Genomic DNA, 17,880 nt, shown 5'->3' on the forward strand with positions numbered 1-17,880 from the left:
GGTCAGACATTTTACCGCTCGTTTTTCGAACGGTGAATCACGCCACCCGGCGGAAATCAATGGGTCCTGACCCTAGGGGGAAAGTCCTATTTCTGCAGGGATTATTAATCATCATTCATTCTGTGCCATATCAAACGAGCCTGCGGATAGAAGAATAGAAGATGGAGGGCGCGAAGCGCCCGCAAGCGAGCGCAAGCGAGCGCGCAGGAGTGACGATGAAGGATTTGAATGCACGAACTTTGCTTGAAGCACTTACAGGCTGTTGGCTGCCCCCCTACCGGCGAGAGGTAAGGCGGATGGGTTTGAGGAAACTGCCCCCGGAGCTGATCGCTTTGGCGCAGCGGACGAACACCTTCGACCCGGTGAAAGGTGCTCTCAATGTGAAGGAAAGACTTGATCATTCCTAATTGAGGGTGTTATATTATAACAAATTTGGGCTGGCTTCCAACTTCGCCCATTTTAACCCCGCGCCGGTTCACCGTTGTGATAAGTCATCCGGCGCGGGGTTCTCATTTTAAGCGTAAGTAACCGCTTACTTTCAATAAAATCAAACACTTATGTGACTTTTCCTCTTGATTGCTGGATTCCTCGTGTGCGAGTCTGGCCGTGCAAATCACCTTAAGAGGACCACGACCATGCAGGCACCTGCCGACACTTACCTTGACGACAAGACCTATGCCGCGCTCCGGGCGGAGCTGGCGCACCTGATCGCCCTGCCGCTGGTGCATGACGCCGACACCGAGGTTGTGCGCATCCTGGGCGAAGTGGGCGGTATTTGGCCCCAGAGCGTCATGGATGATGCGAATAACACCGAGAATACGCCGGTTTCTTCGGATGGTGTTTTCCTGGCCCTTTGATTTCAATGGCTTGCGGGCTGAAATTTTCCTACATTTTCCTACGAACTTTTTGTTGACGATATGTTATGCTTTTAACATGGCGCGGCTCAGTGAGTTCGCGTCATTCCTGTCTAAACCACAGTCGGAAACGGCGACAAAACTGGTGTTAGTGCTTCCATGCCTGGCACCGGCCCAGTTGTGCTGTCCGATGAAAACTCAGAGGACCGAAAACTTGACCGAAACCACCACCGCCTACAGCCAGCCGACACCCCCTGAAACCATCCGTGTGGCCTTCGGGCGCAGACAGTTCAACGTCTTTCTTCGCCTCATCCACGATACGCCCGGCGATAGCTGGAAGGCAGCACAGATCGAGTTGAAGGGCAGCGCGTTGGCCAGTTCTAAGTATGATCGCATCGAATTCTTCACTGATACGCTGGTCGGCCCCATCGTCGCGCAGCGCGAGGCGTCAACCGAAGATGTCTATGTGACCTTGCACCGTCCCAGTGACGGCATTTATCGCACAGCAGAAACGCTCATTGATGAGATGATCGAGGCGAAGCGCGTGGGGGCTGCCGCATAGGGCTACACACCATAACCACAATGATGAACCCGCCGGTGCAAGCTGGCGGGTTTCTTCTTTGCAAGCTAACCCTGCGTTAAAGACGATCTGGTAACTGGTGTGAACACGCTATAGGGCAATAGCCGATTGCCTGACGCAACATATTGCGTTACGAATTTATGAAAACATCAATGGGAGCGGTGCGATGGCTGAGCAAGATGCCAATACAGATCTGCGAAATTTTCTGAATGGCGACAAGTTCGGCACCGTGATGGCCGATCCGCCTTGGCGATTCACGAACCGCACGGGCAAGATCGCGCCCGAGCACAAGCGGCTTGCTCGTTACCCCACCATGTCGCTGGATGAGATCTGTGAGCTGCCGGTAGCCGAACACCTGCAAGACACCGCTCATTGTTACCTGTGGGTGCCGAACGCGCTCCTGCCGGACGGGTTGCGCGTGTTGGAGGCATGGGGCTTCGAATACAAGTCGCACATCATCTGGGAGAAGATCCGTAAGGACGGTGGCCCTGATGGGCGCGGTGTTGGGTTTTACTTCCGGAACGTCACTGAAATGCTCTTGTTCGGCACTCGGGGCAAGAACGCCAGGACACTTCAGCCGGGGCGGCGGCAGGTAAACGTCATTCAAGCACCTGAGCCGGACGGCGACATGATCAAGACGAGGAAGCGCGAGCACAGCCGCAAACCCGACGAGCAATACGAGGTGATCGAATCCTGTTCGTGGGGGCCGTATCTTGAGCTGTTCGGTCGCGGGGTTCGCGATGGCTGGACCGTGTGGGGCAATCAAGCCGACCTCGACTACAAGCCGACTTGGAAGACCTATTCTTACAATTCGAGCGTTACGACCGCTGCGGAGTAAGCCTTGTCTGAGAACCACGAGGCCAGCGATGGCGACGAGGATGATGATGGGCTTGTATCCACGGGCAAGATCGCGGACAGCCCGTCGATCATTGCGCGCAATTTCGATTCCGATCTGCGCGACAAGTTTGAGTTCTATAGCTATCGAAACGCCGCCGACATTCTAGCGAGCAGCTTCCCGGAGCAGTTCAGCGATATCCTGTCTGCGCTTCGCAATATGGACATCACCAAGGAGATGATCAGGCGCCCCGGCGGTAGCAAGGGGCCGATTGCCAAACATGTGGACACGCTGTTCAGTGACGACTGGATTGAAACCCGGATCACTGCTGACCTCCATGTGAAGCTGCTGCACGCGAAGCGCACGAAGGATAACCCAATCCTCCGAGAATATTCCCGTGAAGGCTACCTTGACGGGCACCGCATTGATTTCGTCCGAGGTCGGGTTGCTCTTGACTTGGAGTGGAACAGTAAAGATCAAACCTATGATCGCGATCTTTACGCGTTCTCTGCGTTCTATGACGCCGGAGCCATTGACGTGGGGGTGATCATCACCCGTGGCTTTAGTCTCGATAACGGATTTTTCCGCAGTCTAGGCAAGGTGCTCAAGAAGGACGACACCGAAGGCGCTGAGGAAGTCTACAAAAAGTTCGGCGCATCGACCACATGGATGGGGAAATTGCTCTACAGGCTCGACGCTGGGCGCAACGGTGGCTGCCCTGTTCTCGCTATCGGTATTACCCCGAATTGTGTTCGGTAGCTTGCGAGAGCAAGCGCGCTCGATTGCAGACCTTCCGCTTGATCTGGTGATCTGAAGCCCTTCCTCCCGCGCAGTTTTCAGCGGCTTTGAACAGAGCAGCCCGTCAGGATCGACCTGGCGGGCTTTTTCGAGTCGGGCGGCGTGTTGCTGGTCGCGAACTGGTCCGGCAAGGTGCGTCGGAAAAGTGTTCCGGAGGCGAACTTCTCTATTCGCTTAAGTATCTGAAATATAACGGAAAAGAGAAGGTGGCTGGGGTGGCAGGATTCGAACCTGCGGTACGCGGTACCAAAAACCGTTGCCTTACCACTTGGCTACACCCCATCGGTGAGGCGCTATTTACGAAACGGTGTCGGCGGGCGCAAGAGCAGAAATGAGAATTTTTTCACTAATTTTCCGCGCCGTTCCCAAGGTCCAGATTTCATGGGGCCGGGCGCCGCTCAGTCGCGGATTTCGTCGGGTTTCACGCCCCACAGCGTATCCTTGGGAACCCAGCCGCGATAGCCGCCGGCGCGCAGGCGGCACCAGTCGGGGGTGCAGCTTTCCAGCTTGGCGATCACCCCGAGTTCCAGCCGCGCGCTGATCGCGGTGTCGGGTTCGGGGCGCACATGCATGGCCAGCATGTCCTTGTCGACGATCACGTGGCGCACACCGGAAAGCAGCGAATAATGTATCCAGCCGCCGGCGCCGTCACGGTCGCGCACGCGGCGCCAGTGACCGTATTCGGCGGTGATTTCCACCGGCATGTTGCGGCGCTTGAATACCCAGTCGATCCGGTGGGTCAGGCCGGGGCCGCGGCGCACGTTGGCCTCGGCCGCCTTGACCGACACGAAGCGCGGCAGCGGCAGGTTGGTCACCGGGCCGCGATCCTGCGCCGTGACGGGCTGGGCCAGGAAGAGGCCGCACAGCGCGGCCGCGACGATACATAGGGTCCTGTTCATAGACCTGCTCGCTACTCGTGAAATTTTGTTGCGTGGGTTCTTGTGCCCCGGATTGACTTGCTCCACTCTGACATCAACGCGTGCCGTTTGAAAGAAGGGGGAGGCCCGAGATGCCATCTGGACGTCTGAGTGTTGTCGTTACGCGACGCTTGCCCGACGTGGTCGAAACAAGACTGAAGGAATTGTTCGATGTGCGGTTGCGCGACGACGATACCCCGATGACCCGTGAAGAGCTGGCCGCGGCGCTGCGCGAGGCCGATGTGCTGGTGCCGACGCTGAACGATCATATCGATTCCGGCCTGATCGGACAGGCCGGGCCCAACCTGCGGCTGATCGCAAATTACGGGGCAGGGGTGGACCATATCGATGTCGCCACCGCCCGGCAGCGCGGTATCCAGGTGTCCAATACCCCCGGAGTTCTGACCGAAGATACCGCCGACATGACCATGGCGCTGATTCTGGCCGTCACCCGCCGAATCCCGGAAGGACTGGCGGTCATGCAATCGGGCCAGTGGCACGGCTGGTCGCCCACCGCTTTCCTTGGCGGCCGGGTAAGCGGCCGGCGCCTTGGCATTCTCGGCATGGGGCGGATCGGGCAGGCGGTGGCGCGGCGCGCCAATGCCTTCGGCATGCAGGTGCATTACCACAACCGCCGCCGGCTGCGCGAGGAAACCGAGGACGCGCTGCAGGCGACCTATTGGGAAAGCCTCGACCAGATGGTGGCGCGGATGGACGTGCTGTCGATCAACTGCCCGCACACGCCCTCGACCTTCCATCTGATGAACGCGCGGCGCCTGAAGCTGATGAAGCCCTCGGCGGTGATCGTGAACACCTCGCGCGGCGAGGTGATCGACGAAAACGCCCTGACCCGGATGCTGAAGGCGGGCGAACTGGCAGGCGCCGGGCTCGACGTCTATGAACACGGGTCCGAGGCCAACCCGGACCTGCGCGCGATGACAAACGTGGTGATGCTGCCGCATATGGGATCGGCTACCGTGGAGGGCCGGATCGAAATGGGCGAAAAGGTGATCATCAACATCAAGACCTTCGCCGACGGCCACCGTCCGCCGGACCTGGTGTTGCAGACGCTTGACTGATTTTTCGGAGGGGTGCGATGACAGGGCTGAACCGGGTTTTCGCGATTGCGGCGCTGGCGGTTTTGCCCGGCCTGCCGCTGGCCCAGCAGGCCGCCGATGCCGTCGCCCCCGAAGCCGCCACCGAGCAGGAAACGATCTGGCCCGGCCTGTCCGATGCCGCGCGCGCCGCGTTGCGGGCGAAGGCCGAAGGCCGCCCGGTCGAGGCAAACGATTGGATGATCGCCGCCGCCAATCCGCTGGCGGTCGAAGCGGGGGCGAAGGTGCTTGAACAGGGTGGAACTGCCGCCGATGCCATGGTCGCGATCCAGGCAGTGCTGGGGCTGGTGGAGCCGCAATCGTCGGGACTGGGCGGCGGCGCCTTTCTGATCTGGTACGACGCGGCGACCGGGCAGGTGACGACGCTCGACGGGCGCGAAACCGCGCCCTTGGCAGTGACGCCGCGCTTGTTTCAGGACGATGCGGGCGAACCGCTGAAATTCTTCGATGCGGTGGTGGGCGGTCTGTCGGTCGGCACGCCAGGCACCCCCGCGCTGCTGGCCGAGGCGCATGACCGATGGGGCAACCGCCCCTGGCCGGGGCTGTTTGCGGATGCGATCCGGCTAGCCGAGTACGGATTCAAAGTTTCCCCGCGCCTTGCCGGTCTGGTGGCGCAGGACCAGGACAGGCTGACGCGGTTCGACGCGACGGCGGGCTATTTCCTGCCCGGCGGCGCACCGGTCGAGGCCGGGCAGACGCTGCGTAACCCCGCCTATGCTGAAACGCTGAAATCTATTTCAGATCAGGGTGTTGCGGCGTTTTATTCAGGCGATATCGCAAGCGATGTTACCCAGGCAGTACAGACGGCCCCGGGCAATCCCGGCCACTTGTCGCCGCTCGATCTGGCGATCTATCGCGTGGTCGAACGCGCGCCGGTCTGCGTCGACTATCGCGGCTATGACGTGTGCGGCATGGGGCCGCCGTCTTCGGGCGGTCTGGCGGTGGGGCAAATCCTGGGCCTGCTGCGGCCCTATGACCTTGCCGCATTGGGGCCCGAGAGCTCTGAAAGCTGGCGGCTGATCGGCGATTCCAGCCGCCTAGCCTTCGCCGACCGGGGCCGCTACGTCGCCGACAGCGATTTCCTTCCGGTCCCGGCCGAAGGCATGATAGATGGCGAATATCTGAATGATCGCAGTCGGTTGCTTGGCGGAGATGATGCGATTCCCGAGGTCGCGCCGGGCGATCCCAGCTTCGATCACGCGCTGAACTGGGCCGATGACGAGGCGATCGAATTTCCCTCGACCTCGCATATCTCCATCGTAGACGCCTATGGCAACGCGCTGTCGATGACGACCACGATCGAAAACGCCTTCGGCTCGCGGCTGATGGTGCGGGGCTTCCTGCTGAACAACGAACTGACCGATTTTTCCTTCCGCACCCATCGCGACGGCCGCCCCATCGCCAACGCGGTGGCGCCGGGTAAGCGGCCGCGGTCGTCGATGGCGCCGACCATCGTGTTGAAGGACGGCAAGCCGGTGCTGGTGATCGGATCGCCCGGCGGCAGCAGGATCATCGGCTACGTGGCGCAGGCGATCATCGCCCATATAGATTGGGGCATGGATGTGCAGCAGGCGGTCGCGATGGGGCACCTGGTCAACCGTTTCGGCACCTACGATGTCGAGGAAAGCGAACCCGCCGCGGACTTGGCCGCGTCGCTGGAAACCCTGGGCTACGAGGTCAAGTCCCGCGCATTGAATTCCGGTCTGCACGCCATCGCCATCGGCGAGGGTCTGCGCGGCGGGGCCGACCCCCGCCGCGAAGGTATCGCGATCGGGCGCTAGAACGCGGCCTTGTGCTTGATGAAGCTTCCGTTGTTGAGCTCCTCGAAGGCCTTGGCCAGTTCGGCCCGCGTGTTCATCACGATCGGACCATGCCAGGCCACCGGTTCGCGGATCGGCCGCCCGGTCATCAAGAGGAAACGGATGCCCTCGTCGCCGGCCTGTACGGTGATCTCGTCGCCCGACCCGAACCGGACCAGCGTGCGGTTGCCGGTCTGATCGCGGATGTTCAGTTCCTGTCCGGCGAATTCCTTTTCCACCTTGATGCCGACCGGATCGCTGGCGTCGCGGAAGGTGCCCGATCCGGCGAAGACATAGGCCAGCGCGTTGGCACGGGTGTCGACCTTCAGCACCTTGCGCCTGCCGGCGGGGACCGACACGTCCAGCAGCATCGGATCGGCGGCAATGCCGTCGACCGGGCCTTTCTTGCCCCAGAACGACCCGATGATCACCTTGACCACGGTGCCGTCATCTTCCCCTTCAACCGGGATGTCGTTGCCGGTAATGTCCTGGTAGCGCGGCGTGGTCATTTTTAGATCCGACGGCAGGTTGGCCCAGAGCTGAAATCCGTGCATCCGCCCCTGCGCGTCGCCGCTGGGCATTTCCTGGTGCACGATGCCCGATCCGGCGGTCATCCACTGTACCCCGCCGGGGCCCAAAACGCCCTTGTTGCCCAGGCTGTCGGCATGTTCCACCGTGCCTTCGAGCACATAGGTGATGGTTTCGATGCCGCGATGCGGATGCCACGGGAATCCCTTCGAATAAAGCCGCGGGTCGTCATTGCGGAAATCGTCCATCATCAGGAACGGATCGGTCAGGGTGGGATCGCCGAAGCCGAACACGCGGTGCAAATGGACCCCGGCCCCTTCCATCGCGGGCTGGGCTTGGCTGGTGGCGGCGACGGGTCTGAATGTCATCGGTCGGGCTCCTTCCTTCTGGCTCGGTGATAATGTGGAGCGCAGACTGGAAAAAACAAATCCCAACCCTCGAACGGCAGATGTGCGTTTGTGCGCAGAGTTGTCAAATTGAGCGCGCTGATGCGCGCGCATGTTTGTCTTGGCTTTGGCCTGCGGCCTGCGCCTCGGGATTGCCTCCGGCGGGGATATTTACAAACAGGAGAAGACCTGGTTCTTCGCATTTTCTCCTTTTGAGAAATATCCCGGGGGAGGCGCCGCTTGCGGCGGCGGGGGCAGCGCCCCCAACCCGCTTCGCCCAAAGGCGAAGCAAAACCTGTGCGCTCTGCAAGGGCGCACCTTTTGGCCCTCGTTTACTTGTAAACCTGCTCGGGTCCGGGGAAGGTGCGGTTCTTCACCTCTTCGGCATAATCCGACACCGCCTGTTCGATCGCCGGACCGAGGTTGCCGTAGACCTTGACGAATTTCGGTGTCCATTCGTTCAGCCCCAGCATGTCCTCCAGCACAAGGATCTGGCCGTCGCATTCGGCGCTGGCACCGATGCCGATGGTGGGAATGTCGATCTGCTTGGTGATTTTCGCTGCCAAGGGTTCGACCATGCCTTCCAGCACGATGGCGAAGGCGCCGGCCTCGGCCACCGCCTTGGCGTCGGCTTCGTGCAGCGGCCAGCTGTCTTCGTCGCGGCCCTGGGTCTTGAACCCGCCCATCACGTGGCTCGATTGCGGGGTCAGGCCGATATGGGCCATCACCGGGACGCCGCGTTCGGTCAGGAACCGGATCGTTTCCGCCATCCGTGCGCCGCCTTCGAGCTTCACCGCGCCGCAACCGGTTTCCTTCATGATCCGGGCGGCGTTGCGGAAGGCGACGGCGGGGCTTTCCTCGTAGGTGCCGAACGGCATGTCGACCACGATCAGCGCCTTCTGGGTGCCGCGCACCACTGCCTTGCCGTGCATGATCATCAGCTCGAGCGGCACGCCCACGGTGCTTTCCATCCCGTGCATCACCATGCCGAGGCTGTCGCCCACCAGGATGAAATCGGCGTATTTGTCGACGATCGCCGCCGTGTGCGCGTGGTAGGAGGTCAGCGACACGATCGGGTCGCCCCCCTTGCGCGCGGCAATCTGCGGGACGGTGTTGCGGCGGATCTTGCTTTGGACGCTCATGGCTGAATAACCCTTTGATCGATGAGAAGAATGTCTGAAAACTGGACCGAGATCATGATCGCCATCGGCTCATTGAGAGGCCCGTGCAGGTAATCAAGCGTGTCGGCGGCGACGGTATCGAGGCCGCGCAATGTGGCCCGCGGTTCAGCCGCGATGGTATCGGAGATCACGTCGCGGATATCGTCCACCGTGACGTTTGGTTGCTTTGCCTGTTCTTCAGCCGCATCGAGCGCCCGGCTAAGCACCACCGCGGCCACCCGGTCGGCCGGAGTGAGCCGCCGGTTGCGCGACGACATGGCCAGCCCGTCGGATTCGCGCATCGTCGGGCCGCCGATGATGCGGATCGGCATGTGCAGGTCGCGCACCATCTTCTTGATGATCAGGAATTGCTGGTAATCCTTTTCGCCGAACACCGCCACGTCGGGCTGCACGATATTGAAAAGACGGTTCACCACCGAGGTCACGCCGCGGAAATGCCCGGGCCGCACCTTGCCGTGCAGCATATTGGCCAGCCGGGTGGTTTCCACGATGGTCTCATCGCCGGGCGGGTACATCGTATCGACATCGGGCAGGAAAACCACCTCGACGCCGGCCTGTTCCAGTAGCGCCAGATCGCGATCTTCGTCGCGGGGATACTGCTCCAGGTCGGTCGCGTCACCGAACTGGGTCGGGTTGACGAAGATCGACACCACCGTGGCCTCGGCATTGTCCCGTGCCAGGGCGATCAGCGACATATGACCGTCATGCAGCGCGCCCATTGTGGGCACGAAGCCGATGCGCTTGCCCTCTCCGCGAAGCGCGGCGATGGCGGCGCGGCATTGCTCGATGCTGCGGCAGATTTCCATGCGTGTGACTTCCTCCCTCGATACCGTAGTTCTACGGTGTGTGTTGCGGGGCGGCAAGACCATACGCTGCGTTTCGTATTTCTACTTATGTGTCGGTTTCGCGCGCTCATATGTCGGCTGGTTCCCGCGCGATTGGCCGCAATCGTTAAGACTCACAGCCAAACGAAGTTCAACGGAGTCGCCTACGCAATGAAAACCCATGTCAAAGCTCTGGTCGTCGGCGGTGGGGCCGTCGGCGCCTCGATCGCCTATCACCTGGCCCGCGCCGGATGGTCCGACGTGATGCTGCTGGAACGTGACGAACTGACCTCCGGGTCGACCTGGCACGCGGCCGGTTTGCTGCCGCTCTTCAACATGAGCTATGCGACCACCCATATCCACAAATACTCGGTCGATTTCTACAAGACGCTGGAGGAGGAAACCGGGCTGAACGCGGGGTTTTCGGTGGTTGGCAACCTGCGCATGGCGCAGACGCAGGACCGGATGGACGAATACATGCTCTACGCGTCCACCGCTGAAACCTGCGACGTGCCCTACGAATGGATGACGCCGGCGCAGATCAAGGACCGCTGGCCGCTGGTGCGGACCGAGGACCTGAAGGGCGCGATCTATCACCCGACCGACGGCTATATCAACCCGGCCGACGTGACCATGGCGATGGCCAAGGGGGCGCGCCAGCGCGGCGTGATCGTCGAGCGCAAATGGCAGGTCGACGGCTATGAATGGACCGGGTCCGAATGGAAGGTCGCCTGCACCAAGATGGTGGAAAAGGGCGGCAACCTGGTGCCGAGCGAGGAACAGGTCGTGATCACCGCCGAACACGTGGTGACCGCCACCGGCAACCACGCGCAGCGCACCGCGCGGATGCTGGGCATCAAGATCCCGGCGATCCCGGTGGAACACCAGTTCATCGTCACCGAACCCGATCCGGCGCTGGTCGAATACCGCAAGAATGGCGGCGCCGAACACCCGGTTCTGCGCGATGCCGACGCCAAGTGGTACGTGCGCGAGGAACGCGGCGGCTGGATTCTCGGCCCCTACGAGCGCAACGCCCCGGCGCGGTTTGCCTATGGCGTGCCCGACAGTTTCCGCGCCGACCTGTTCCCGCTCGACCTGGAGCGGATCGAAGAAGAATACATGTCGATGATCCACCGGATTCCGTCGAGCGAGGAGGTCGGGCTGAAAGACGACTTCAACGGACCGATCTGCTACACCCCCGATGGCAACCCGCTGGTCGGCCCCGCGCCGGGGCTGCGCAACATGTGGCTGGCCGAGGGCTTCAGCTTCGGCATCACCGCCGCCGGCGGCACCGGGTATTACCTGGCGCAGATGATGGTGGAGGGCGAGGCCGAGATCGACATGGCAAGCCTCGATCCCAAGCGCTACGGCTCTTGGATGACCACGGAATACGCCGCCCGCAAGAACGAGGAGGCCTATGAGCACGTCTTCATCCTGCACCACCCGGACGAGGAACGCGAAGCCTGCCGGCCGTTGCGCACCTCGCCCGCCTATGACCGGCAGGCCGCGCGCGGTGCTCAATTCGGCGCGGTCAATGGCTGGGAACGCCCCAATTACTATGCCCCGGAAGGATTCGACGATCACGCATCGCGCAGTTTCCGCCGCGGCGGCTGGTGGCAACACGCGGTGGAGGAAGCGCGCGCGATCCGCGACGGCGTTGGCCTGATCGACGCTACCGCCTTCACCAAGCACGTGGTCAAGGGACCCGGCGCGACGCAGTTCCTCAACTGGTTCACCTGCAACAAACTGCCCAAGGTGGGCCGGATCAACCTGACCTATGCGCTGACCGATGCCGGCACGACGCGCACCGAATACACGATCGTGCGGTTGGGCGAGGATGAATACTACCTCGTATCCGCCGGGGCCTGGACCGCCTATGACGCCGATTACCTGCGCAAGGCGGCTGCCGACAAGGCGGGCGAATTCGGCTATATCGAAATCCAGGACGTCACCACCCAATGGGGCGTTTTCGCCATCGCGGGACCGAAATCGCGCGACGTGCTGAAAGAGGTGATCAAGGACGCCAACCCGGACACGGCGTTGTCGAACAAGCGGTTCCCCTGGCTGTCGGCGCGGCAGATCGAACTGGGCATGTGCCCGGTGAACGCGATCCGCGTCGCCTATACCGGCGAACTGGGCTGGGAACTGCATCACCCGATCGAGATGCAGAATTACCTGTTCGACCTGCTGGAACAGGCGGGCGAAAAGCACGGGATGAAGCTCGTGGGCGCGCGGGCGCAGAACTGGCTCCGGCAGGAAAAGAGCTACCGTGCCTTCGGTACCGAACTGGGGCGCGACGCGACTCCGCTCGAAGCCGACCTGCCGCGCTTCGTCGACCTCTCGAAGGACTTCCACGGCAAGGCGGCGATGGAGGCCACCGGCATCCGGGCAAAATGCTGCACCCTGCTGATCGACGGTCCCGAGGACGCCGACCCCTGGGGCCGCGAGGCGCTTTACCTGGAAGACGGCACAAGGATCGGGCGTCTGACCTCGGGCGGCTATTCGGTGGCGTTCGAAAAATCCATCGGCATGGGATATGTCCGTCCCGACCTGGCGGTCGAGGGGCAGAAGCTCAAGGTCCGGATGTTCGACCGGCTCTGGGATGCCACGGTGACCTGCGACAGCCCGTACGACCCGAAGAACGAAACGATCCGGAAGGATGGATGACCGACAGGCGCTCTGACTCGCCGGTTGAACATCGCCCCCCGCCTGCGGCTCCGTCCTCCCGATGCCGCAGGCGGGTGCAGGAACAGACGAAGACACGCCTAAGCTTCTTCTTTTCGCAAATATCCCGGGGGAGTCGCGGCTTGCCGCGACGGGGGCAGCGCCCCCAAACCCGAAGACGGGCGCCAGCGGCGCCCGTCGGAGACAGCAATCGCGCGTGCAACGCGCACCATTTGATTATGCCGCGGTCAGTTCGTCATAGCATTCCAGCGCCTTGCCGGCATACATGGTGGCGGGACCGCCGCCCATCTGGATCGTCATCGCCAGAACGTCGGCGATTTCCTCGCGCGTCGCACCGGCCTTGACCAGCATTTCCACATGCAGCGCGATGCAGGCTTCGCAGCGGATCGCCACGGCGATGCCAAGCGCGATATATTCCTTGGTCTTGAGGTCCAGAACGCCTTCTTCCTTCACCGCCTTGGACATCGCGCCGAACCCCTTGGTCACGTTGGGGATGGTCTTGTACAGCGTGCGCAGGCGGTTGCGGGTGTCGGTGAGGGTTTCGGTCCAGGCCATATCTTCAGCTCCTTGAATGTAAGATCGACCCAGCCAAATCATGCCGCAATGCGGCGCGCCTTGATCAAGATCATGTTGACGCCGGGGCGCGTCAGGGGCGGCGGGCGACGAAGGCGAGGTTGTTGGCGGGCATTTCCACCACCTGCACCATTTCCAGCCAGTTTTCCTGCAGCCAGTCGATCACGTCCCAGTCGTCCTTGTAGCCGATATCGGGGTCCTGTGCGCGCAGGCTGGCGTCGAATTTGGCGTCGCCGTCGGAAGTGGTTTCACCATCGCGCAGGAAAGGACCGTAGACGATGAAGAGGCCGCCGGGGGCGAGCGCCTGCGCGGCTTCGGCGATAAGGGTTTTCGCGCTTTTCTCGGGGATCAGGTGCAGCAGGTTGACCAGCAGGATCAGGTCCTGCCCGCCATGGGTTCGCGACCAGCCGGGGGTGGCGGCGTCCAGGTCTATCGCCGGCGCGATATTGTCCAGCCCCGCGGCCTTGGCATGCAGGTCGATCGAACGGCGCCGTCCGGGATCGGGATCGCCGGGTTGCCAGTGCAACCCGGGCAGGCGGTGGGCGAGAGCGCAGACATGTTCGCCGGTGCCCGAAGCGATTTCCAGCGCCTTGCCGCCGGTGGGGGCGTACGCTGCGACCAGATCGCAGATATGGCCCTTGTTGCGTGCTGCCGAGGGCGCGTAAAGCCGCCCGTCCTCGGATTGCTCGGCCAGCGAATGTGTGTCGGGAAGGGTGAGTTTTCCTGTCATGGCGGCTCCTGCATCCGGGCGGGCGTGATGATCCCCACTGCGTGCCGTTTGCCACCCCTTCGGCGCCGGGCGCAACGGTCAGTTGGGAATCGGGATCAGTCTTTGGATTTTCAGGTCGACAAGATCGACTTTCAAGAGCGGCGTGAGCATCGACATCGGGTAATAAAGCGACAGGTTGTGGAAAGCGGCGCCGGAAATGGTCACTTCCTGCGTCTCGACCACCAGCAGAGTGGCATCGAACCCGTCCAGGGATGGCGGCATGTCGATGCTGTCGATGGTGGCATTTGGATCCATCAGCAATTGCCGGGTGATCTTGTCGGCGGCGAATTCCAGTTTGTTATGCAGGTAGAAACCGCGCGCGACATCCAGCAATGCCACCAGCATGAGCATGTAGACGCTGCCCACGATGGCGAAATCCAGCGCCGCGACACCGTCTTCGCCGCGCAGGAACCCACGTATGAAACGGACCGGTTTCATCGTTGACGCAGGAAAACTGTCGGGGTGAATGTGATGTCGGGCAGAACCCAGCCTGCGTGGGAATAGTTACCGGTAAGTTCCATGAAAACGCTGGTGGACGGGCTGCTGCCGGTGCAGATCGTGTCGCAGCTGACATGGCTGTCATAGATGGTGCCGCAGGTACAGAGCCGGGTCACTTCGAATGCCGCTTGGTCTGCGCCCAGTTCGGCATCCGCGGTGGTTTGCATCATCTGCAGGGTTGCATCGACCGACCCGGTGGCCATCGCGACCTGCAATCCGTTGCGCAGCGCCGCGTCCATCGCCATCCGGTCGGACACGGAATTGCCAAGGTCGAAGGTGGCCAGCGTGATCATCAGCATGATCGGTGCCAGCAGCGCGAATTCCACCACCGAGTTGCCTTCGGTGTCTCGGGCAAAGCGGTGCAGGAAGGACAGGCAGCACGCGCGCAAGTCTCGATATGATGCGGCACCACACATGGCTCAGCCCGCTTTCAATCCCTTCAGCCATTTTCCAGGCTTGAAGTTCGCTTTGCCCTGCTTGGACGGCGGGTTGCCGGTCAGCGTATAGGCCAGTTTCTCGAAGGTGTTGCGTTGCGTGCGGTTGCGGCGGTGCTGGGCAACCAGGGTGCCGTTGTTGTCGGCCGCACCGAATTTCGCCGCGTCGAAATTGAGCAGTACCGGTTCGTCGATGTGCAGAGCCTTGACGAAATCGGCGGGCTTGATTTCGGGGCGCTTGGGCTGATTGATCTGGTTCAGCACCAGGTGCGGTTTGGTGTCGCCGACCCGCGTCGCGGACAGCATGTCCATCACGCTGCGCGCATTGCGCAGGCACGCAAGGTCGGGGGTGGCGGTGACGATGACTTCGTCGGCAAGGTGCATCGCCTTGCGGGTCAGCGGGCACAGCGTCGGCGGCAGGTCCAGCACCACGAAGGGCGACAGCATCCGCAGCAGGTCGATGGCATGGCCCAGGGATTCGGGTTCGAGGTTCTGCTTGTGCTTGGGGCAATTGACCCCCGCCAGCAGTTTCAGATTGTCGTCATACGGGATCAGCAGGCGTTCCAGTTTCTGGTCGTCCAGCTTTTCGGTATTGGCGATGGTGCTGATGATATCCTGTTCCGGCGTCCGGTTCAGGCACAGCCCGGCGGTGCCGTATTCGAAATCGAGATCGGCCAGGATGGCATTGCTGCGGGTCTGGTTGCCCATCATCCAGGCGACGTTATGCGCCACGCTGGAGGACCCGGCACCGCCGCGGGCGCCGATGAAGGCGAAAACTCGCCCCAGGTTGACCTTGTCGGGGTCACGGAACAGTTCGAACAGGGCGGTGATCAGCAGCGGCGCGGTCACCGGCGTCTGCAGGTAATCCGCGACGCCCTGACGGGTCAGCGCCCGGTACAGCGTGATGTCGTTCGACGGGCCGATCAGGACCAGTTCGGTTTCGACCCGGCACAGTTCGGCCAGCGCGCCGAGGCTGCCGAACAGGGTGGAGGCGTCTTCGCCGACTTCGACGATCAGCAGGTCGGGGCTGTCGGTGTCTTCATAGGTATCGAGCGCGGCGTCGATCCCGCCGTTGAACACCTGACAGCGCACCCGCGACATGTGTCGCGAGGCCTGCATCTGTTCAACGGCGGCCCGAGTAGGACGGGTTGCGACGAAGACGTCACAAGACATCGAAGGCAGTCGTCCCATTGCCGGCCGCATACCCTGCGCGCCAACCCCGCTTTCAGCATCAAGGTCTGCTGTGAATTTCGAGAAGAATTTCATGGTTCCAACTCCGCCCGTTTGTTAGTTCAGCACAACGATTTCGCTGACGCCGCCGCGGTTCACCTTTACGGTGCGCGGCTGTTGTTCCTGTACCGCGACAGGCGGTTCGAAAACCGGTTCGGCCTGGGCGATTTCCTTGACTTCGTTGTCGTCGACCGAACGCAGCAGCAGCGAGATAGAGCCGCTGGCCTCGGCGGCCACGATGGTTTCGGCATCTTCGGGGGTCAGTTCCAGGGTCGCGGTCTTTCCGATGATCACGGTGCTGTCGGCATTGGGTTGCGACCCGGACTGGTCGATGGCCAGAACGCGCACGTTCTGCAGGATGGTTTCGGTCTTCATCGCGTGTTTACAGGCGATGCCGAAGTTACATTCGGTGGTCAGCAGGATATCGACCCGGTTGTTGGGCAGAATGAAACCGCCCGCAGTTTGAGCCGCGGACACCTCGATCGCGACGGCCCGCATTCCGCTGGTCAGCAGTGCCGAAAGATAGCCTTCGCGGCTGTCGGACAGGCTTTCCTTGCGGATCGGTTGGCCGGGGCCATAGGTGTGGCGCATGATCATGCCGGCATATTGCTTCAGTTCGCCCTTGGTGCCGGTCCTGACGAGGTAGGATTCGGACAGGGCGGTTTCGGGCCACTTGGCCCAGGTCAGGTTTTCGGTCTTTGTTTCCGTGCCCTCGGTGACCTCACCTGCGGCCACGAGGATTTCGACCAGCGGTGTGGCGCCCTCCGCGTTCGCGCTCGATATACCGGCTGGCGCGACCGTTTTTACGAGAATGGCGGCCGTACCGCCGCAGACGAGAGCAAACACGATTATTAAGGATCTGAGCATCGGACACCCCCAACCTGGGTGAATAAAAACAACAAGACTGGATGCGTCTGTGAGGCGATCACATCCAGGGTGACTGAGGAATCACGAAAAGCGCGGCAGCAGAGAGAGCGAACCCGTAGGGGATCGTGATCTGCCGGGATCCGGTTTCGTGACCTCCCGGCGACAGGGGGGACCAGCCGAGCCGGTTGGCCCCCAGCAATGTCATCGTGAAAAGCGCACCGAAAACCGTCGTCAGGAAGAGGAAATCAAGCGCTTGGGTCGCACCGATCCAGAGCGTACAGACGGCGGCGTATTTGCCATCTCCGGCGCCCGCCCAGCCCAGTGCGTGGATCGTCAGTCCGACGAACACGACAATCGAACCAGCCAACAGACTTCCCGTGATTTCGGCCTGTGTCCATCCTGACCCCGGCGCCAGAAGCAGAAATCCGGCAAGCAGGGTCAGGACCAAACCATTTGGGATCGTCTTGCGTTTGAAATCCGAAGTTGCGGCAAGGACCGCAGCGGCGGTGAAACCGGTCATCGACAGCAGTGACAGTGAGGTTGTCAGCATATCGATGGGGTCCTTTCGCGCCTGGAATTCAAACCGAGCTGGTCACGTCAAGACAGACTTAGCTCAACGTGTTCGAGATTGTCGTGAAGGTTGTTTCCAACGAGCCACCGAGCGTGGTCAGGGCGGTGATGACGACGACCGAGATCAGGCCTGCGATCAGGGCGTATTCGATTGCGGTTGCGCCGGATTCTTCTTTTGCGAATTTGGTCAGGAACTTTTTCATGGGACTTTTTCCTTTTTGGTTTGTCGGTGTCGCCACCGTGGAAGGCTTCCGCCTGAGTGAAAGACCGGATCTTGCAACAACGGATGATCGGCCCATGCAAAGAGGATGACTCGTTTTCCGGCGTCCACAAATTCGACCGGATGCCCTAGGACAAAGTGCTGGTGCTGGTGGAGTGGCCTACATACCAAAGCACTTATGACCACGCGTATGAGGTGGGGCATGCATACGATGGTG

Annotated in this window: 20 protein-coding genes and 1 tRNA gene; 8 read left to right on the top strand and 13 right to left on the bottom strand. The window is 61.6% G+C overall.

Annotation, left to right across the window (positions count from 1 at the left end):
- Window positions 1-215 precede the first annotated feature (215 nt).
- The 5 genes from IT775_RS11160 (at window position 216) to IT775_RS11180 (ending at window position 3,028) form a co-directional block, all read left to right on the top strand.
- Window positions 216-407, top strand: coding sequence for a hypothetical protein (locus IT775_RS11160; protein WP_212701196.1), 192 nt, complete (start codon window positions 216-218; stop codon window positions 405-407).
- A gap of 228 nt (window positions 408-635) precedes the next feature.
- On the top strand, window positions 636-857 hold the full coding sequence (locus tag IT775_RS11165; RefSeq protein ID WP_212701197.1) for a hypothetical protein: 222 nt from the start codon (window positions 636-638) through the stop codon (window positions 855-857).
- A 211-nt stretch (window positions 858-1,068) separates the two neighbouring features.
- Entirely contained in the window at window positions 1,069-1,416 is a 348-nt protein-coding gene (locus tag IT775_RS11170) for a hypothetical protein (RefSeq protein WP_212701198.1), read from the top strand.
- Between the two features lie 184 nt (window positions 1,417-1,600).
- Window positions 1,601-2,272: an MT-A70 family methyltransferase gene (locus IT775_RS11175; protein ID WP_212701199.1), complete on the top strand. Its 672-nt coding sequence runs from the start codon at window positions 1,601-1,603 to the stop codon at window positions 2,270-2,272.
- 3 nt (window positions 2,273-2,275) lie between these two features.
- Window positions 2,276-3,028 (top strand): BglII/BstYI family type II restriction endonuclease, encoded by a 753-nt coding sequence (locus IT775_RS11180; RefSeq protein ID WP_212701200.1) that lies wholly within the window; start codon window positions 2,276-2,278, stop codon window positions 3,026-3,028.
- Between the two features lie 246 nt (window positions 3,029-3,274).
- On the opposite strand, the gene IT775_RS11185 is transcribed toward IT775_RS11180, so the two are convergent.
- Window positions 3,275-3,349 (bottom strand) — tRNA-Gln (locus tag IT775_RS11185).
- 116 nt (window positions 3,350-3,465) lie between these two features.
- Window positions 3,466-3,966, bottom strand: coding sequence for an SH3 domain-containing protein (locus tag IT775_RS11190; protein WP_212701201.1), 501 nt, complete (start codon window positions 3,964-3,966; stop codon window positions 3,466-3,468).
- Between the two features lie 110 nt (window positions 3,967-4,076).
- Between IT775_RS11190 and IT775_RS11195 the strand changes: the two genes are divergently transcribed.
- Window positions 4,077-5,063 (top strand): 2-hydroxyacid dehydrogenase, encoded by a 987-nt coding sequence (locus IT775_RS11195; protein WP_212701202.1) that lies wholly within the window; start codon window positions 4,077-4,079, stop codon window positions 5,061-5,063.
- Window positions 5,064-5,080: 17 nt separating this feature from the next.
- Entirely contained in the window at window positions 5,081-6,880 is a 1,800-nt protein-coding gene (gene ggt / locus IT775_RS11200) for a gamma-glutamyltransferase (RefSeq protein ID WP_212701203.1), read from the top strand.
- Here the strand turns inward: ggt and IT775_RS11205 are convergent.
- The 3 genes from IT775_RS11205 to panC form a co-directional block, all read right to left on the bottom strand.
- A complete protein-coding gene (locus tag IT775_RS11205) occupies window positions 6,877-7,794 on the bottom strand; it encodes a pirin family protein (protein WP_212701204.1) in 918 nt (305 codons plus the stop codon). The two genes, ggt and IT775_RS11205, sit on opposite strands and share 4 nt — an antisense overlap.
- A gap of 350 nt (window positions 7,795-8,144) precedes the next feature.
- On the bottom strand, window positions 8,145-8,954 hold the full coding sequence (panB, locus tag IT775_RS11210; RefSeq protein WP_212701205.1) for a 3-methyl-2-oxobutanoate hydroxymethyltransferase: 810 nt from the start codon (window positions 8,952-8,954) through the stop codon (window positions 8,145-8,147).
- On the bottom strand, window positions 8,951-9,799 hold the full coding sequence (panC, locus tag IT775_RS11215) for a pantoate--beta-alanine ligase (RefSeq protein ID WP_212701206.1): 849 nt from the start codon (window positions 9,797-9,799) through the stop codon (window positions 8,951-8,953). Before panC ends, panB begins: the two co-directional genes overlap by 4 nt.
- Window positions 9,800-9,988: 189 nt before the next feature.
- Here panC and IT775_RS11220 point away from each other — a divergent pair, with 189 nt between their 5' ends.
- Window positions 9,989-12,484 (top strand): GcvT family protein, encoded by a 2,496-nt coding sequence (locus IT775_RS11220; protein ID WP_212701207.1) that lies wholly within the window; start codon window positions 9,989-9,991, stop codon window positions 12,482-12,484.
- 234 nt (window positions 12,485-12,718) lie between these two features.
- Here IT775_RS11220 and IT775_RS11225 read toward each other — a convergent pair whose 3' ends face one another.
- From IT775_RS11225 to IT775_RS11260, 8 genes are all read right to left on the bottom strand, one after another.
- Window positions 12,719-13,057 carry a carboxymuconolactone decarboxylase family protein gene (locus IT775_RS11225; protein ID WP_212701208.1) on the bottom strand — a complete coding sequence of 113 codons (339 nt, stop codon included), beginning with the start codon at window positions 13,055-13,057 and terminating at the stop codon, window positions 12,719-12,721.
- A gap of 91 nt (window positions 13,058-13,148) precedes the next feature.
- Complete coding sequence (locus IT775_RS11230; RefSeq protein WP_212701209.1) at window positions 13,149-13,805, bottom strand: DUF938 domain-containing protein; 657 nt, start codon at window positions 13,803-13,805, stop codon at window positions 13,149-13,151.
- Between the two features lie 78 nt (window positions 13,806-13,883).
- Window positions 13,884-14,282 carry a TadE/TadG family type IV pilus assembly protein gene (locus IT775_RS11235; protein WP_212701210.1) on the bottom strand — a complete coding sequence of 133 codons (399 nt, stop codon included), beginning with the start codon at window positions 14,280-14,282 and terminating at the stop codon, window positions 13,884-13,886.
- Window positions 14,279-14,758 (bottom strand): TadE/TadG family type IV pilus assembly protein, encoded by a 480-nt coding sequence (locus IT775_RS11240; protein ID WP_212701211.1) that lies wholly within the window; start codon window positions 14,756-14,758, stop codon window positions 14,279-14,281. Before IT775_RS11240 ends, IT775_RS11235 begins: the two co-directional genes overlap by 4 nt.
- A gap of 3 nt (window positions 14,759-14,761) precedes the next feature.
- A complete protein-coding gene (locus tag IT775_RS11245; RefSeq protein ID WP_212701212.1) occupies window positions 14,762-15,895 on the bottom strand; it encodes a CpaE/TadZ family protein in 1,134 nt (377 codons plus the stop codon).
- Window positions 15,896-16,063: 168 nt separating this feature from the next.
- Window positions 16,064-16,873 (bottom strand): Flp pilus assembly protein CpaB, encoded by an 810-nt coding sequence (gene cpaB / locus IT775_RS11250; RefSeq protein WP_212701213.1) that lies wholly within the window; start codon window positions 16,871-16,873, stop codon window positions 16,064-16,066.
- Window positions 16,874-16,931: 58 nt separating this feature from the next.
- Complete coding sequence (locus IT775_RS11255) at window positions 16,932-17,423, bottom strand: A24 family peptidase (protein ID WP_212701214.1); 492 nt, start codon at window positions 17,421-17,423, stop codon at window positions 16,932-16,934.
- 58 nt (window positions 17,424-17,481) lie between these two features.
- A complete protein-coding gene (locus tag IT775_RS11260) occupies window positions 17,482-17,646 on the bottom strand; it encodes a Flp family type IVb pilin (protein WP_212701215.1) in 165 nt (54 codons plus the stop codon).
- Window positions 17,647-17,880 lie beyond the last annotated feature (234 nt).

Origin of the sequence: Thalassovita aquimarina, assembly GCF_018219815.1 — a bacterium.
Lineage (GTDB): Bacteria > Pseudomonadota > Alphaproteobacteria > Rhodobacterales > Rhodobacteraceae > Thalassobius > Thalassobius aquimarinus.

What these genes read in the sequence shown, in the direction of transcription:
- IT775_RS11160 (WP_212701196.1), top strand. Translation starts at nt 216, where the DNA reads ATGAAGGATTTGAATGCACGAACTTTGCTTGAAGCACTTACAGGCTGT.
- IT775_RS11165 (WP_212701197.1), top strand. Translation starts at nt 636, where the DNA reads ATGCAGGCACCTGCCGACACTTACCTTGACGACAAGACCTATGCCGCG.
- IT775_RS11175 (WP_212701199.1), top strand. Translation starts at nt 1,601, where the DNA reads ATGGCTGAGCAAGATGCCAATACAGATCTGCGAAATTTTCTGAATGGC.
- IT775_RS11190 (WP_212701201.1), bottom strand. Translation starts at nt 3,966, where the DNA reads ATGAACAGGACCCTATGTATCGTCGCGGCCGCGCTGTGCGGCCTCTTC.
- IT775_RS11195 (WP_212701202.1), top strand. Translation starts at nt 4,077, where the DNA reads ATGCCATCTGGACGTCTGAGTGTTGTCGTTACGCGACGCTTGCCCGAC.
- ggt (WP_212701203.1), top strand. Translation starts at nt 5,081, where the DNA reads ATGACAGGGCTGAACCGGGTTTTCGCGATTGCGGCGCTGGCGGTTTTG.
- IT775_RS11205 (WP_212701204.1), bottom strand. Translation starts at nt 7,794, where the DNA reads ATGACATTCAGACCCGTCGCCGCCACCAGCCAAGCCCAGCCCGCGATG.
- panB (WP_212701205.1), bottom strand. Translation starts at nt 8,954, where the DNA reads ATGAGCGTCCAAAGCAAGATCCGCCGCAACACCGTCCCGCAGATTGCC.
- panC (WP_212701206.1), bottom strand. Translation starts at nt 9,799, where the DNA reads ATGGAAATCTGCCGCAGCATCGAGCAATGCCGCGCCGCCATCGCCGCG.
- IT775_RS11220 (WP_212701207.1), top strand. Translation starts at nt 9,989, where the DNA reads ATGAAAACCCATGTCAAAGCTCTGGTCGTCGGCGGTGGGGCCGTCGGC.
- IT775_RS11225 (WP_212701208.1), bottom strand. Translation starts at nt 13,057, where the DNA reads ATGGCCTGGACCGAAACCCTCACCGACACCCGCAACCGCCTGCGCACG.
- IT775_RS11230 (WP_212701209.1), bottom strand. Translation starts at nt 13,805, where the DNA reads ATGACAGGAAAACTCACCCTTCCCGACACACATTCGCTGGCCGAGCAA.
- IT775_RS11235 (WP_212701210.1), bottom strand. Translation starts at nt 14,282, where the DNA reads ATGAAACCGGTCCGTTTCATACGTGGGTTCCTGCGCGGCGAAGACGGT.
- IT775_RS11240 (WP_212701211.1), bottom strand. Translation starts at nt 14,758, where the DNA reads ATGTGTGGTGCCGCATCATATCGAGACTTGCGCGCGTGCTGCCTGTCC.
- IT775_RS11245 (WP_212701212.1), bottom strand. Translation starts at nt 15,895, where the DNA reads ATGCAGGCCTCGCGACACATGTCGCGGGTGCGCTGTCAGGTGTTCAAC.
- cpaB (WP_212701213.1), bottom strand. Translation starts at nt 16,873, where the DNA reads ATGCTCAGATCCTTAATAATCGTGTTTGCTCTCGTCTGCGGCGGTACG.
- IT775_RS11255 (WP_212701214.1), bottom strand. Translation starts at nt 17,423, where the DNA reads ATGCTGACAACCTCACTGTCACTGCTGTCGATGACCGGTTTCACCGCC.
- IT775_RS11260 (WP_212701215.1), bottom strand. Translation starts at nt 17,646, where the DNA reads ATGAAAAAGTTCCTGACCAAATTCGCAAAAGAAGAATCCGGCGCAACC.